At 47.7% G+C, this 16,350-nt stretch carries 13 protein-coding genes; 5 read left to right on the forward strand and 8 right to left on the reverse strand.

What is annotated here, in order from left to right; translation table 11 throughout:
* Position 1: 1 nt before the first annotated feature.
* The gene (locus LRP49_RS16905) at positions 2-2,269 is read right to left on the reverse strand and encodes a DNA internalization-related competence protein ComEC/Rec2 (RefSeq protein ID WP_274143487.1); all 2,268 of its coding nucleotides are present in this window, start codon (positions 2,267-2,269) and stop codon (positions 2-4) included.
* A 32-nt stretch (positions 2,270-2,301) separates the two neighbouring features.
* Between LRP49_RS16905 and LRP49_RS16910 the strand changes: the two genes are divergently transcribed.
* Complete coding sequence (locus LRP49_RS16910; RefSeq protein ID WP_274143488.1) at positions 2,302-2,853, forward strand: DUF2062 domain-containing protein; 552 nt, start codon at positions 2,302-2,304, stop codon at positions 2,851-2,853.
* A 158-nt stretch (positions 2,854-3,011) separates the two neighbouring features.
* Here LRP49_RS16910 and lolE read toward each other — a convergent pair whose 3' ends face one another.
* From lolE to lolC, 3 genes are read right to left on the reverse strand one after another with little or no spacing between them, the layout of a single operon-like run.
* Positions 3,012-4,256 carry a lipoprotein-releasing ABC transporter permease subunit LolE gene (lolE, locus tag LRP49_RS16915; RefSeq protein WP_274143489.1) on the reverse strand — a complete coding sequence of 415 codons (1,245 nt, stop codon included), beginning with the start codon at positions 4,254-4,256 and terminating at the stop codon, positions 3,012-3,014.
* Positions 4,253-4,957 (reverse strand): lipoprotein-releasing ABC transporter ATP-binding protein LolD, encoded by a 705-nt coding sequence (gene lolD, locus LRP49_RS16920; RefSeq protein ID WP_274143490.1) that lies wholly within the window; start codon positions 4,955-4,957, stop codon positions 4,253-4,255. Before lolD ends, lolE begins: the two co-directional genes overlap by 4 nt.
* Complete coding sequence (gene lolC, locus LRP49_RS16925) at positions 4,950-6,146, reverse strand: lipoprotein-releasing ABC transporter permease subunit LolC (RefSeq protein WP_274143491.1); 1,197 nt, start codon at positions 6,144-6,146, stop codon at positions 4,950-4,952. The genes lolD and lolC overlap by 8 nt, the downstream gene beginning before the upstream one ends.
* A gap of 326 nt (positions 6,147-6,472) precedes the next feature.
* Here lolC and LRP49_RS16930 point away from each other — a divergent pair, with 326 nt between their 5' ends.
* The 4 genes from LRP49_RS16930 to LRP49_RS16945 all read left to right on the forward strand — a co-directional run bounded on the left by LRP49_RS16930 (position 6,473) and on the right by LRP49_RS16945 (position 12,077).
* Positions 6,473-7,039 carry a PilZ domain-containing protein gene (locus LRP49_RS16930; protein ID WP_274143492.1) on the forward strand — a complete coding sequence of 189 codons (567 nt, stop codon included), beginning with the start codon at positions 6,473-6,475 and terminating at the stop codon, positions 7,037-7,039.
* 11 nt (positions 7,040-7,050) lie between these two features.
* A complete protein-coding gene (gene mfd, locus LRP49_RS16935) occupies positions 7,051-10,515 on the forward strand; it encodes a transcription-repair coupling factor (RefSeq protein ID WP_274143493.1) in 3,465 nt (1,154 codons plus the stop codon).
* A 36-nt stretch (positions 10,516-10,551) separates the two neighbouring features.
* Positions 10,552-11,454 (forward strand): peptidoglycan binding protein CsiV, encoded by a 903-nt coding sequence (locus tag LRP49_RS16940; protein WP_274143494.1) that lies wholly within the window; start codon positions 10,552-10,554, stop codon positions 11,452-11,454.
* A 68-nt stretch (positions 11,455-11,522) separates the two neighbouring features.
* Positions 11,523-12,077 (forward strand): GNAT family N-acetyltransferase, encoded by a 555-nt coding sequence (locus tag LRP49_RS16945; RefSeq protein WP_274143495.1) that lies wholly within the window; start codon positions 11,523-11,525, stop codon positions 12,075-12,077.
* Positions 12,078-12,144: 67 nt separating this feature from the next.
* Here LRP49_RS16945 and LRP49_RS16950 read toward each other — a convergent pair whose 3' ends face one another.
* From LRP49_RS16950 to LRP49_RS16965, 4 genes are all read right to left on the reverse strand, one after another.
* Complete coding sequence (locus LRP49_RS16950; RefSeq protein WP_274143496.1) at positions 12,145-13,437, reverse strand: NAD(P)/FAD-dependent oxidoreductase; 1,293 nt, start codon at positions 13,435-13,437, stop codon at positions 12,145-12,147.
* 368 nt (positions 13,438-13,805) lie between these two features.
* Positions 13,806-14,348 (reverse strand): alpha/beta hydrolase YcfP, encoded by a 543-nt coding sequence (ycfP, locus tag LRP49_RS16955; RefSeq protein WP_274143497.1) that lies wholly within the window; start codon positions 14,346-14,348, stop codon positions 13,806-13,808.
* Positions 14,349-14,634: 286 nt separating this feature from the next.
* A complete protein-coding gene (locus tag LRP49_RS16960) occupies positions 14,635-15,489 on the reverse strand; it encodes a DUF6279 family lipoprotein (RefSeq protein ID WP_274143498.1) in 855 nt (284 codons plus the stop codon).
* 15 nt (positions 15,490-15,504) lie between these two features.
* Complete coding sequence (locus LRP49_RS16965; RefSeq protein WP_274143499.1) at positions 15,505-16,350, reverse strand: phosphotransferase; 846 nt, start codon at positions 16,348-16,350, stop codon at positions 15,505-15,507.

Genomic DNA, 16,350 nt, shown 5'->3' on the forward strand with positions numbered 1-16,350 from the left:
TCTACTCTTTTCTTTTGGGTGCTCCAAACATCTTACGGTACCAAAATGGCTCCTCATGCTTTCTCTGGCTACTTAATCGCCAACCTTTGTCGGAGAAATACACCGTCGTCTGCCCATATTCAACGGTGTCATACCACGGAATACCCGCTTCTCTGTATCGCTCAATGATATCGGGATGAGGCAAGTTCCAAGGCGTATAACGCCCCGCTGAAGCAATTGCCACTTTTGCGCCTACGGCCTCTAAAAATGCATTTGAAGATGACGACTTACTGCCATGGTGAGGAACAATCATGACTGTAGAGGCAATAACACCCTCTTGTTCGAGTATGCCGAGCTCTTCTTTGTAGGGAACATCACCGGTCAGCAACACTGCGTGATTACCATCTGACACTCGCACCACACAAGAGTCCTCATTTTCTGCTTCAGGCACGAGCTTAGACGGCGTCAACGCGTCAAACGTCAAGCCCTGCCAAACCCACCTTTCCCCCGCCCGGCAGGGCAAGTATCCGGCCTTGTTTTCGGGACTTCTCACCCAACGCGGTGAATACCGCTCGATAACCCATTGCTCTCCACCTGCATGATCGTTATCTCCATGGCTGACAATAAGACCTGCCAAAGATACACCGCGTTTTTGCATCACAGGGTCTAAAACCAATTGCGCCATATTTCCACTTTGCCAAGCAGCACCTGTGTCATAAACAACCGCTTGTCCCTGCTTTTCAATAAGCACCGAGAGACCGTGACCAACATCTAGAACATCAATGCGCCATTCATCGCTGTTTTGGGGTTGAATAAGACTCGCCATCAATGCCATCACCATCGACATTTTCAAGATCGCAAAAGAACGCCACTGCGTGATCAGAAGCAAGAAAGCCAGCCCCCACACGAGTAGAGGCACCTGAATTGGCATTGCTGAGGGGGTATACCAACCAAAATCAAACGCGGTTAGCAGCCACATTACAGGCCATAACGACAGATCGGCTAACTGCCAAAATATCTCGCCCGCATGAAAGAAAGAAAAAACCAACGCCATAAGGATCGCTGGAACAGTGACAAAACTCACCAAAGGTACAGCGATCAAATTTAATACCAGTGCAGGTAAACTGATGCCGCCAAACCACAGCCAGGTAATGGGTAGCATCCCGACCATTAAGTAAACTTGCACCCTAGTTAGCTGACCAACACTATATAAAAATCGGCGTCTTACGGTGTTTTGATGATGGCTGGCATTTTTACTAAATGTCACTGAAACACAAAGTACGGAGACCGCACTAAACGAGAGCCAAAAGCTCGCGGAAAAAACCGATAACGGGTCGAAGATTAACACCACCGCCAAAACAATAACTAACGCTTCAAATACATCAAACCGCGCCCCAAGTAACCGAATAATGCAGGCCACACTTAGCGCAAATAGTGCCCGCTGTGATGTTAATGAGAACCCTGCCATCCATGCGTAAAAAACAGCAAGCAACATGCCTGTGAGCAAAGGAAACCAAAGATACTTATCGGCGTGACTAAGAATTGGCATACACAACTTTGTGACACTGTAACCCAACAAGAAAGCCAACCCAATGTGAAGCCCAGAAATCGCGAGCAAGTGTCCAAGACCCGTGTTTCTTAGTCCTTGCCAATCATCGCTTGAAAGCAGACTGCGCTCTCCAAACGTTAATGCAATTAAAAAGCGTACCGAACGAAACCCGTCGGTTAAACGCACGACCTCATCAAGCATGTCTTGACGGAAAGATTGCGATCCTTGCAATCGCTCAGCTGTTTTTAACGACCCCTTGGCATGAATATGTTTTGAAAGGAAATATACTTCCGCATCGAAGCCTGCTTCATTGACACGACCATAAGGCTCTCGAAGCCTGACCTTTAGTCGCCAACGCTCCCCCTGCTTCGGCTGCTCATCAGAGCGCCAATAAACACGGACACGAAATCGTTCAAAAACGTCTAGATTTCGTCCATCTACCGTATCCACATCAAAAATTACGTTTGTTTGCAGTTTTTGCGCTGTAAAAAGGCTGCCAACTTTCCCCTCTATGGTAGTATCGTGTGCCACTGTTAAGGCGGAATTTGTTTTGAAAAGAAATAGACCCGCTGCACTGTATGCAATAAGGCCGCCCACGGTGAGACCCATTGCAAATGCTGGAAGGCATTTACGCAGCAAGTAAAGGATGACGAAAACCGGAGCAATCGCACTCAGTGACGGAACCTCCGGCCACCATTTAAGCGATACGATAGCAATAACAATACCCAGCAGCATCTTCATGCAGGTATTGAACCCGAAAGAACTGAAGACTTATGCCAAAAAAAATAATTAAAAAATATTTGCCAAAGCATGACGTCATTCGCAAGCAAAAAGCACTGGCAGTGTTCGGCAACTTGCTTTACGACCCGAATCTCTGGTGTTTGAACCGTCGTTCTGCGTCGGGTGCTTTTGCGGTGGGCTTGTTCATGGCATTTGTGCCACTTCCAAGTCAAATGATCATGGCAGCCGGACTGGCTATCATGTTTGGCGTTAACTTGCCGCTGTCTGTTGCGCTGGTCTGGATCACCAACCCAATTACCATGCCGGTCATTTTCTACGGCGCGTATAAGTTGGGTGCTTTCTTGATGGGAACCCCCGAACATCACTTCCATTTCGAGCTTACTTGGGAGTTTTTGTTCAATCAAATGAGCCAAATTGGTCCCCCATTCCTACTGGGCTGTTTCGTCTGTAGTATCATTTTTTCCCTTATTGGGTATTTCGGTTGTCGCGGTGTGTGGCGATACTCCGTCGTAAGAAGCTGGCAAAAACGCCGCCTTCGCCTGCCGAAAATCAAAGTATTGAAAAAGAAAAAATCTGAAGATTAAAAAAATACCCCGCATTCGCGGGGTATTTTTTTATTTCGTAATAGGTTGCGAGGAGGATTGCAGCCTAGCTAGCCACAATGTAACTCGTGAGTTTATCATTGCCGCACCGCATCACGTTCCTCTCCGTAATCACTTCACTCTAATCATTTCGCACTAACTCACTTGGCACTTAGTACAGATGCAGGCTGCAGTTTGCACGCGCGCTGAGAAGGGTACCAGGTCGCCAGCAAGCTCAAAACCACCGCTGTAATCGACACCATGAGAACATCTGAAACATGCAATTGTGTCGGCAAGAAATCGACAAAGTAAATGTCACCAGACAAGAAGTGATGTCCCGTCAGTTTTTCAATCGCACCGACAATCTCGGTAAGATTTAGCGCCACTAAACAGCCTGCAATCGAACCCAGTACGCTGCCCAATAAACCCGAAAGCAAACCGTGCCAAATGAAGATCGAACGGATCAGCCTGTCTTTTGCTCCCATCGTGCGCAGCACAGCGATGTCACCGGCTCTGTCTTTTACTGCCATCATCAAGGTAGAGACAATGTTGAAACAAGCGACACCGATGACCAGCACCATAACGATATACATAATGGCGCGTACCATTTGAATATCTCGGTAGAGAAAGCCGTATTCCTGCGTCCAATTATTGAGGTAGACATACTCTTTCAGCGTATACCCCACTTCGCGAACTACTGCGCGCGCATTTAACGGATCAGTGAGTTTCAGCGCAACGCCAGACACGGCGTCTCCCATATTCTGATAAGCCTGAGCATCCGCGATAGGAATGAGCGCAAGCCCGTGGTCCACCTGACCGCCAAGACTCAAAATACCGGTCACTTGCAAACGAATACGTTTGGGCGCGCGAAGCTTCAATTCAGGGTCCGGTGACGGAACCATCACAGTTAGCCAATCACCCACTTTGACACCGAGTGCATCGGCAATACCTTTACCTAACACAACGGCACTTTTTCCCGGTACCAAGGTTTTCCAACCATCACCAAGAACATAGTCACTGATACTACTGATTTTTTTCTCTTGGACCGGGTCGATACCACGAATCTGCACAGGCTTTAGGTTCGCGCCCTTTTCCAGCAAGCCAGTGAACATGACATACGGCGCACCCGCGACAACGTTCGGGTTCATCTCGGCCGTTTTCTGCATTTCTCGCCATGTTTTTATTGGGGCTTCAACACCCGCTAATTGCGCGTGAGGAATCACGGACAGAACACGGTTTTGAAGCTCTCGCTCAAACCCATTCATCGCTGATAAGCCGATGATGATCACCATAACCCCAACAGATATACCCATCATGGAAGACATCGAAATAAAGGAAACCAGTTTGTTCCTGTGTTTCGCTTTACTGAATCGTCGCCCGATGAAAAGAGACAGCGAATGCATCATGACGGCATCGCCTCTTGCGCTTTGCTTTCGACAAACTGACCATCCAGCATCGCCAGTTGGCGGTCGAGCTTTCCGGCTAACTCTTTATCGTGGGTAACAACCAAAAATGCCGTATTGAACTCGCGGTTAAGTGTTCGCATCAAATCGTAAATATCGAGTGCGGTTTTATGATCGAGATTACCCGTAGGCTCATCCGCCAATACCAACGCGGGTCTATTCACCACTGCACGGGCAATAGCAACACGCTGCCTTTCACCACCCGACAGCTCAGACGGTCTGTGTTCCGCACGATGCGACATACCAACAGCATCCAGCATCTTCATTGCTTGCTCTTTTGCTTCAGCGGGTTTTACGCCCCCAATCAGCAGTGGCATTGCGACGTTTTCAACCGCAGTAAAATCAGCAAGCAAATGGTGGAATTGATAGATAAATCCAATGTGTTTATTCCGCAGTGTCGCCTGATCAGACGAACGCATACTGACGACATCTTGTCCCTCGAAAAACACCTGCCCCTCGGTTAACGTATCTAACGCACCGAGAATATGTAGAAGCGTACTCTTGCCCGAGCCTGACGCACCAACGATCGCCACCAGCTCACCCTTTTCAATCGAGAAGGAAACCCCTTTTAGCACGTCTGTCGTTAGCTCGCCCTCTTGATAAGTTTTTTTAACGTTTGAACAAGATAGCAATGCATTACTCATAGCGAAGTGCCTCTGCTGGGCGAACAGATGCCGCCTTTAACGATGGGAAAAGTGTGGCGAGAAGACTCAGTACGATTGCACCGACCACCACTGTAACAACCTGATCTATACCGAGAGAAACAGGAAGCGAAAGCCCTCCTCCCAGCAAACTCAAATTAAAAAACTGCATGATTTCGTTAATATTCAACGCCAAAAGACTACCTGCGACCCCGCCTAGCACCGCTCCAATGACACCACTGCTTGCACCTTGAACAACGAACACGAGCACAATGCTGCGATGTGTCATTCCTTGCGTTTTAAGGATCGCCACTTCCGATTGCTTCTCCATCACTACCATGATGAGTGCAGAAATAATGTTGAATGCAGCGACCAGAATAATCAGTCCTAACATCAACGCCATCATGTTCTTTTCCATTTTCACGGCCTGGAATAGCTCACCACGTAATGCTCGCCAATCGGACCACTCATACCCCATCGATTCAGCCACTTTTTCAAGCTTTGGCACATCAAAGGGTTCGGTCACAAAAAGTCGCAAATCGGCTGGCTGAGAACGCGGTAAACGCATCAAGCGCGACACATCATTGAGGTTGGCATACATCAACTGCCCGTCCACATCAGTCGCGGTGTCGTATATGCCTGCAATTGTAAAGTTTCGTTGGGAAGGAATGCGACCGACCGGTGTGAATTGGCTGGCACTGGTGATCATTACCCGGACTTTATCGCCCTCAGACACATCCAGATCACTGGCGGTTTTTCTGCCAATAACCAATTTGTAGCTACCCGGTGTCAATTGACTGATCGCGCCTCTTACCATGTACTGCTTAATGGGTTCGTGGCTATCAGGGCTAATGCCTAACAATTTACCGGCACCTATCGCGACCGGGCTTTGCACAATGGCATCTGTGCTGACAATCGGCGCAGTGCCTTCTACACCGTCTAAATGACCAAGGGTATTTACATCCGGTGCATGCTCAGCAGATCCTGAGACAATCGCTTGAGGAATAACCCCTAAAATACGGTGCTTTAACTGTCCTTCAAAACCATTCATCACCGACAGTACCGTAATCAACGACATGACACCGATAGTGATGCCTGCCGTAGACATATAAGAGACAAATCGGCCGAACTTGTCGCCAGAGCGCCCTTTTAAATAGCGCAATCCAATAAACACCGGTAACGGGTGAAACATAAATACTGTTCTCGAAAACTCGTTAGGCTGCGTATTAACACCAATTTTGGCCACAGCGAAGGTTGAAGCAAGAATACCTTTTAGGTCAGATGATTGCCATGAAAGGCCTCTTTTTCTCCCAGCTTTAGGCGGCTTTTACGCCAATTTGTTCCTTTTCTTTTCAATTTGTTGCGCGAGTGATGAACTTTTATCCTTCGCTTGCCTGTCTACAACAAGACAACCTACAAGTATTTGACACCTCATGTAACAACGCGAGATGAAAGTGAGGTTGAGGAATCGCGGTTAGTGCGTGATAATCAACTGATTACAAAGCTATAGGCATGATAATGAGTCAGGACGAATATTTTTCCGTACATGCGCACCTAAAGATTAACGTTGAAGTGCTTGGTGACGATGAGCATGTACCTTCTGACATCGAGTTTGGGCGTGAAATTCCCATCGCGTTCCGTATCGCAAGTCAATGTGGAGACTTGGATAACTCAGTCGAAAAAGAAATACAGGCCATCAGTCACGAAGACGGCCATGCTCTGATGAAGTATCTCCAATCTCAAAATGAAAAAATCAACCTATTGCTTGGATTTATGCTTTCACAGCAAGACGACCCAACCATTCGATATCAAACCGAAACCTTCGGTGCCAGCAGCCTCACGTTTATTGCGAAGCAAGCCTTCCAAAAAGGACAGCATGTTCGCCTAAAGCTCTTTCTTGAGAACCCACCCTCAGCAATTTACTGCTACGGTAGCGTATACGGCTGTAAAGAGAAGAATGGTAAGTATGCAGTCGGTGTGAAATACATTCGACTGCAAGAAGAAGACCGAGATGTACTTATACGTGCCGCGTTACATCAACAACAAAAGCTGCTTCGTCAGCGCGCACTGGAAAGAAATAACTAAGCCTCAATTCGATGACAGACAACCTTCTCTTTAATTTGCCCGCTCCAGAAAAGGCGGGCGACACACGTGTGGTGGCCAATCTCCTTGGTGCGTCGCTGTCTCTTACAATTGCCAGCCTTGCCAATCAGCAACAACGCTTCATACTTCTGGTTGTCCCAGACAACCAAACGGCGTTAAAGCTAAAACCAGAGATACAGCAATTTACCCAACGCGAATGCCATGTATTCCCTGATTGGGAAACCCTTCCCTACGACAACTTTTCACCGCATCAAGACATCATCTCTGATCGTATTGCGCGCTTGTACCAATTACCGCAGCAAAAATCGGGGATTTTAATCGTTCCAGCCAGCACGTTGATGCAACGTGTGATGCCGCGTTCTTTCTTGCTTCAACATGCATTGATCGTAAAAAAAGGCGATAGGTTATCACTGGAAAAACTCCGACATCAGCTCGAAGTTTCGGGCTATAGACATGTTGATCAAGTCATTGAACACGGCGAGTATGCCAGCCGTGGCTCGATCATCGATCTCTTTCCAATGGGCTCGAACCAACCTTATCGCATCGATTTTTTTGATGACGAAGTCGACACCATTCGAGAGTTTGATCCCGAAAACCAACGTTCTGTTCAAGAATTGGATCAAATCAACCTGTTACCCGCACACGAGTTCCCAACAGACGATGACGCTGTTGAAGCATTTAGGGTCAGATGGCGCGAACAGTTTGAAGCCAGACGCGAGCCAGAGTCGATTTATCAGCAGGTCTCCAAGAAGACATGGCCATCAGGCATTGAATACTGGCAACCGCTGTTTTTTAACGAAACAGAAACGCTCTTCGACTACCTGCCTGACAACACCTTACTGGTAGTTAAAGGGGATATCGAAACTGCCGCTAATCAGTTTCTCGCAGACGCGGATTACCGCTATGACCAACGCCGCGTAGACCCACTGCGTCCGCTGCTACCTCCGAATGACCTTTGGCAAAATGTCGATGAACTGTTTGGCCACTTTAAAGCTTACCCGCGTGTTAAGCTTTCCCTAAAACCGGATGATGAGAAATCCGGTCGCCAAAATGCACCTGTCTCATTGCTGCCAGAACTCACCATCAACCAGCAACTGAAAGAACCTCTTGGTGCACTTCGCCAATTTACCGAAGGGTTTACCGGCAACGTCATCTTTTCGGTGGAAACCGAAGGCCGGCGCGAAGCCATGCTGGACTTACTCGCGCGTATTAAAATTCGGCCGATGGTCTGCGATACCTTAGATGAAGCCTTAAATGCGCCAACTCCGCACAGTATGGTGGTTGGCCCTGCAGAAGTGGGCTTTATCTGTGAGTCGCCACATTTTGCATTGATTTGCGAAACTAACTTATTGGGTGAGCGCGTTGTTCAACAGCGTCGCCGAGACAATAAAAAAGCGACCACAAACAGCGACACGTTGATTCGCAATCTCGCCGAACTGGAACCGGGACAACCTGTCGTGCACCTTGAACACGGTGTCGGTCGTTATTTAGGACTGCAAACGCTGGAAGCTGGCGGCATAGAAACTGAGTATGTGACGCTAGAATACCAACAAGGTGCAAAACTCTACGTTCCTGTTTCGTCATTGCACCTCATCAGCCGCTACAGCGGCGGCGCAGAAGAATCGGCCCCACTCCATCGTCTCGGTGGCGAGGTTTGGGAAAAAGCACGTAAGAAAGCCGCCGAAAAAGTCCGAGATGTCGCTGCGGAATTACTGGATGTTTACGCCAAACGCGCGACAAAGCCAGGGTTTGCGTTTAAGCATGACCGCGAAGCCTATCAGGATTTCTGCGCTGGCTTCCCGTTTGAAGAAACGCCCGACCAAATTCAAAGCATCAACGCTGTGCTGTCTGATATGTGCCAACCTATCGCCATGGATCGTCTGGTTTGTGGTGATGTGGGCTTCGGGAAAACCGAAGTGGCAATGCGCGCAACATTCTTGGCTGCAAACAACAGCAAACAAGTTGCCGTCTTGGTGCCAACCACCCTGCTCGCCCAACAGCACTTTGAAAACTTTCGCGATCGCTTTGCGAACCAACCGGTTCGTGTAGAAGTTCTGTCACGCTTTAAATCCGCCAAAGAGCAGAAGCAAATTCTTGCTGATTGCGCGGAAGGCAAAGTCGACATTTTGATTGGCACTCACAAGTTGCTGCAAAGCGATGTGAAGTTTAAAGACCTCGGCCTTCTGATCGTTGATGAAGAGCACCGATTTGGTGTTCGTCAGAAAGAAAAAGTGAAAGCCATGCGTGCCGATGTGGATATTCTCACGCTTACCGCAACGCCAATTCCACGCACCTTGAATATGGCCATGAGTGGCATGCGCGACTTGTCTATAATCGCCACCCCACCGTCGCGTCGATTGGCGATCAAAACCTTCGTCCGTGAGCGTGAAAAGAACCTGATACGAGAAGCCATGTTGCGTGAAATCATGCGTGGTGGTCAGGTGTACTTCCTCCACAATGACATCGATAGCATTGAAAAAACCGCTGATGAGTTAGCAGAATTGGTGCCTGAGGCCCGAATCACTGTTGGTCACGGGCAAATGCGCGAACGCGAACTAGAACGCATTATGTCTGATTTCTACCACCAGCGTTTCAATGTACTGGTATGTACGACAATCATCGAAACAGGTATCGATGTGCCGACTGCAAATACCATCATCATGGATCGGGCTGACCATTTAGGTCTTGCGCAGTTGCACCAACTGCGTGGTCGCGTTGGGCGCTCGCATCACCAAGCCTATGCCTATTTGCTGACGCCGCACCCAAAACGCATGACCAAAGACGCGATAAAACGTCTTGATGCTATTGCGTCGCTCGAAGATTTAGGTGCGGGCTTCACGCTGGCAACTCACGATCTAGAAATCCGTGGTGCAGGCGAGCTACTTGGTGAAGAACAAAGTGGCCAGATTCAATCTGTCGGTTTTACGCTTTACATGGAAATGCTAGAGCAAGCCGTCGAAGCGTTGAAAGAAGGCAAAGAGCCTTCGCTTGAAGATTTGCTCAACCAGCAAACCGACGTCGAATTGAGGCTGCCTGCGCTCTTACCTGACAGCTACATACCCGACATCAACACCCGTTTGTCGCTGTACAAACGGGTGGCGGGCACTAAGACGCAAGATGATATTGAAGAGCTGCGCGTAGAGCTGATCGACCGATTTGGTCTATTGCCAGACGCCGCTTCCAATTTGCTCACCGTGCAACAGATCAAACTTGATGCTGCGAAGCTTGGCGTTCGTAAGATTGATGCTCATGATCGAGGCGGTGTGATTGAATTTAGTCAAAATGCCCAAATTGATCCCGGCTTCTTAGTGGGTCTGTTACAATCCCATCCAAGCCGCTACCGTTTCGAAGGTCCAACCAAGTTGAAAATTATCGAATCTCTTACAGATCGTAGAGATAGAGTGACCTTCATCGAAACACTATTAAGCGACTTTGCTAATAATTTGTTGGTTGCTTGATGACAACGCAACCAAGTTTTAAAATGGAGTAATGCTTTGAAAAAGCTGATTTTCCTGCTGCTGTGTACGCTAAGCTTACCAACCAAAGCAGAACGTTGGTTTGATGTTGAAGTGATTGTATTTAAACGCAATCAAGACCCTACATCCGTAAAAGAAAAATGGCCAGAGACGCAGCCGAACATCAATTTGTCTAATGCCGTATCAGTATTTGATGCCGTTTCACTCAAGGAACGCGGCCTACAGCTACTTCCTCAAAGCGAATGGAAGCTGAATGCCGAGTATAAGAACCTGTCAAAACACGCGGGTTTTAAGCCATTGGTGCATGTTGCTTGGCGACAAAATGACGGCAGTCGCGGTGTAATGCCAAAACTGCGTTTTACGGCGGGTCCAGATTACGGCAAAGATTACTACCTTGATGGCACACCAAAAGATGCGCCTGCGTTTGTTGCTAATCCAAATCAGGGCACAGTAAATGTCACCGGTACTGATGCATTGAATGCCACCAACGCTGCGACGGACACAAGCACCGTACCTGCTGCGCTTGCCGCACCAGCGAAAGAAAGCGGACCAATGTACGAACTGGATGGCTTCATTCGTGTCTACGTTCAACATTACCTGTTTATCGAAACGGATTTAGTACTGCGCGAACCAGGTGAGCGAAAAGTGCTTAAAGATGTGAATGCCGTTCCAGTGCCGCTCGATAATCAGACCGACACGGAAACAGACACACTGATGAACGACAATGCGCAAGTGTCTACCACAAACGAAGGCACTGCTGTAACGGGTCTGCAAAAACTGGAACGTCAGTACGAAGTTGAAAAATACTTAGAACCTTATGCTTTCAAACAGAAACGTCGCATGCGTAGCGGTGAAGTGCATTACCTTGATCACCCACTCATGGGCTTGATCATTCAAGTTACCCGCGTCGAAAAAGACTAAAAATCCGCCCTCCTACGAGGGCGTTTTTTCTTACTATAGTTTTATACCTGAAATCATTAGCCTCCCCTATGCAATCAAATTTAGAGTTCCAAACCGATCGCTTGCTGCTCCGTGCCTTAAAAAGCGTTGATATGAACGCGCTTCAAGATGCCATTAGCCAATCGGCCGACACGATTTCCCCTTGGCTAGATTGGTGTCACGAAGATTTCGATGACATGGACGCCGATGCATGGATTAACCGCAGCCGACAAGGCTGGCTGACAGGAAGCAGTTATGAACTCGCTGCCTTTGAATTGGATAGCGGTGAGTTTGTTGGCTGCGTGTACATTTCCAGTATTGATTCTGTCGCCAACATGGCCAATCTGGGCTACTGGACTGCAACACGTTATCAAGGACAGGGATATGCGCTAGAAGCCGCTGAGATGGCAGCGACGCTCGCATTTAGCCACCTTCTGTTGACACGACTTGAGTTGGTCATGGATCCCGACAACACCCCAAGCATTCGCATCGCAGAAAAGCTGCGTGCTACTTATGAGTGCCGTGCAAGAAATCGCTATATGTATGATGGTGAAGCGAAAGAAGGGTTGGTTTACAGCCTTATTCCGGAAGACATATTTTCCTAACTTCCCGACAATTTGCATTCATCAAATATCAAGCATAAAAAAAGCTGCCTTTCGGCAGCTTTTTCAATTAGTGCAGTTTTAGCGATGGTCGCAATACGCGGTTGATGCGGCTCACCAGCATCATCAAACCGGTTTTGATAAAACCGTGTAGTGCTATCTGGTGCATGCGGTACAGCGATATGTAAACCACACGCGCCAGACGCCCTTCAACCATCATCGAACCGCGAGTCAGGTTACCCATCAAACTACCAACGGTAGAGAAACGGCTCAGTGATACCAAAGAACCATGGTCTTTATAGACGTAATCTTTCAGCTCACGGTCTGTCAGCTTGGCAACGATATTTGCAAAACAACGGCTTGCCATCTGGTGCGCAGATTGTGCACGAGGCGGAACCATTGAGCCATCAGGCTGCTCACACGCTGCACAGTCACCGATAACGAAGATATCTTCATCACGCGTGGTTTGTAGCGTTGGCTTGACCACAAGTTGGTTAATGCGGTTAGTTTCAAGGCCAGCGATGTCTTTTAAGAAATCAGGTGCTTTAATGCCTGCTGCCCATACCATGATTTGCGCAGAAATCTTGTCACCATCTTTGGTGTTCAAGCCGTCTTCTTCTGCTTTGACCACCATGGTGCCAGTGCGTACGTTCACACCCAGCTTAATTAACTCTTGTTGCGCGGCACCTGAAATACGTGGTGGCAATGCAGGAAGAATACGTTCGCCCGCTTCGACCAATGTGACGTTCAGTTTCGAGCTATCCAAGTCCTTAAAGCCGTAGTTGTGAAGCTCTTTGATGGCATTGTGCAGCTCAGCCGACAATTCAACGCCCGTAGCACCACCACCAACAATGGCGATATCAACCGTGCCATTGCCCGAGTTCGCATGAAGCTTCAAAAACTCATTGTTCATTTCATTACGGAAACGACGAGCTTGTTCAGGGCTATCAAGGAAAATACAGTTGTCACGAACACCCGCAGTGTTGAAATCGTTCGACGTTGAACCAATTGCCATAACAAGGATGTCATAGCTCAACTCTCGCTCAGGCATCAACAATTCGCCGTCGGATTTGTCATGCAATGCCGCAAGTTTGATGGTTTTTCTTTCGCGGTCTATGTCTGCCAAACTACCCAATTGGAAATCAAAGTAATGATTTTTGGCATGCGCACGATAGCTGATCGCATCAACACCTTCATCTAGCGAACCCGTTGCTACTTCATGCAGCAAAGGCTTCCAAAGGTGGCTTGCTTTACGATCTACCAGAGTGACGTTGGCGCGTCCCTTGCGTCCAAGCGTGCGACCTAGCTTAGTTGCTAACTCTAAGCCACCGGCACCGCCACCTACTACAATAATATTGGTCACGATTACTTCCTCACCATGAATTTAAAAACGAAAAACTGTGCTGTACCCCGCGGTTAAATAGCGGCATACGAAAAATGTGTTGTAGGTAGTGAGGTAAAAGCACTCTCTGAGAGTGATGTGTTGCGATATTTTGTTTGAATATTCCTCGCAACTTATCTGTATCGTTTTTTACATAACGCTTTTTTCAGACCGTTTCATTATACAGCCAGTTTGATCTCAATCAATTTTTTAATCTAATCATCGACATCGATTGCAGTAAAAATGCCCACTTATGTTATGGATTTACATTCATTGATATCGGAACGAAAGAAAAACGAGCGCATGATGTTGCAACATGCGCTCGCTTATATTGTGTAGTGGGTAAACGGCTAGTTGGTGTCCTTGAAAGACTTCATCGTTTGCAGATGTGCAGATATGCTAGCGAATTTGTGGGTTTGTTGCTCGTCCCAAATGATCTCGTAATTTTTCTCTAACAACGCTGCATTACGCGCATTGTCGAGTACATCATCGTTAGTAGACAGGATCACTAAGCAACGGCCTGCGTTTTTTTGTCGAAAATCTTCAACACACTTGGTGGCAATATCGACATACTCTTCTGGCCGATCAATGCGGCCTTCCATATTTTCTTCAGGGAAAAGGTTCGGATTGAATATCACCTGCTTGATGCCTGACAGGAATCCGATACGCTCCGACCAGTACCCTCCAAGACCCACGCCGCAAATCAGCGGGTGCTTGTCGTCGGAAAGCTCCATATGCTTATTCACTTCTTTCAACAAGTGCTGCATATCGTGCTTAGGATGTAACGTGCTGTAGTTAATAAAACGAATATCAGAGTCAATGAACTGCAGTTGCATGACTTTTTCGTGGTTTCCAGGGCTTGTGGAGTCAAAGCCATGAAGATAGATAATCACAAAAATTCCCTCTTAAACCGTGTTGGCGTATACAGCTCGCCAATTTCTCTTACCTCAAACACATTGTGTGGTCATATGAATGATGATTTCAGACCCTGCTTATGAGTGTTACAAGCCGGCAGGCAATCCCAATTCGCCACTCTCGCCACCTTACACAATGAGGTTGATGTTTTGCTGTACCAAGGTGATAACACAATTACGTACATAATCACATACTTTCATTACGGTTAAATGGGGAAACAATGGCGAACTTCAATAAATCGCCATCGAACTGGTGGTAAATCAGTCAATTCACCAACGCAGAAATATCGCTGGAAATGGAGGCCAACTTCTTACGCATTGTGGTTCGCTGCTCGTCGGAGAGATGCTTGTCGATACGTTGAAGCAATTCATAACGTCTTGCGAGATAAAGGGTAATATCGCTTTGGTGTTCATCACTTTGGAAGGTCACCAGCCGTGCAAAATAATCGTTGATTCGGCTTTCGAGATTTGGGGCATTCCGCTCGGTCAGAATCAAGGTCAGCTCACCCATCAGGTCATCACGAATAGCATAAAATACAGGTCGCATTTCTATCTGATACGTGGCCATTTCAAAAAACTGCTGAGATTGCTTCGAACCGACTGACTCAATCCAAAATTCTGCACGCTCAACAAGCTTCTCTTGACGCCTCTCTTGTTGGGCCTTCAGAGAGCCTTTATTGGCTTTACCTACCGCTTCCTCAATGTTCTCCGACAATACGGCAAGCCATTGCGCAGCTTGTTCATCGTTGAGTGAACGAATCAAGGTTGCTATTGCCGGCGTCAGCCCTTCCAGCGACGCCAGGATCCTTTCATTGGCATACGAGTGATACGCACGCACTTGCGAATAGCTGAGAGGCTGACTCATGTCCCTTTCAAGTTGAACAAGCAGTGCTTGGAGTTTCGGAAGTTCAGTTGCGCGGTGCCATTGATGAAACGCCTCGAGATCGTTATCTAGTTGCGTTTGTTGCTTGGACGTCAACGTAACATAATCAGACAGGTAGTAGTCGATCCAAAACGGTAAGGTGTTATAGGCAAGTTGATTGGTACACGCAGAGAGGAAAACCGTGAGCACGATTACAGGCAACGCTTTCCACGTATTGAGCCTTAGTACTCGCATCATTTCCCTCCCCGAATGCTATGAATGATTGTGTATGTAATCTTCCGTTTTTCGTTGGAAGAACTGCATTCTTTCCCTGTAAATGTCCAAGCCATAGAGCTCAAAGCCCAGTGCATACCATAGGACACCCAGATAATCAGCGACTGGCTGCCAGCGTTGACAATGCGCAAGCCAAGCCCCTTTATCCGCTATACCTTTCGTTTGACAGTACGCATCTACGAAGGTTTCAAGTGCAAAGCCATTCGCCAGTGAGGTCATCACAATATCCATCGCGGGATCGCCCAATCGCGCGTATTCCCAATCAATCACCGAGACATTACCGTCAGGCGTAAGGATCAGATTGTAATAGCCCAAATCGTAATGACAGGTTGTCAAAGGCAGGCCGCTTTCGAAAGCATTGTTTTGAAAATACGTATGAATCTTCGTTAACGATCGGTCAATCGAGGAAGGCGTAAGTTGAGAATAGTAGTACTCACCTTTTTCAAATGGGTCAAAGCGAGAAGACATCGGCGGCAGAGCGTGGATGTCTGCCAGCAATCCCACTGTCAGTTCGAAGTCAGGGGCGGTGAACGTTTCTCCTGCAACCCAAGGGTTTAGGAGGCCACCTTCAATAAGCTGACATGGCGCGCATGCAATCCCCGCCTGACTTGCCAACGTTAATGCCTCAAACTCCGTCGAGCGATTTAGCCCAAACGCCTGCGTAGACATGCCATTTGGACGCCAGACATAAGAGACATCATTGTCATCCGTCACTTTTACACAACGGTTGCTTAAGCCACCATCAAGGAACTCAAGCTCTTGAACGATCAAATAAGGCCGCAACATCGTAACAAGTGCGGCCTTTTCTTTTTCAATATTTGGCAC

It is taken from the genome of Enterovibrio qingdaonensis (genome assembly GCF_028683135.1).
Lineage (GTDB): Bacteria > Pseudomonadota > Gammaproteobacteria > Enterobacterales > Vibrionaceae > Enterovibrio > Enterovibrio qingdaonensis.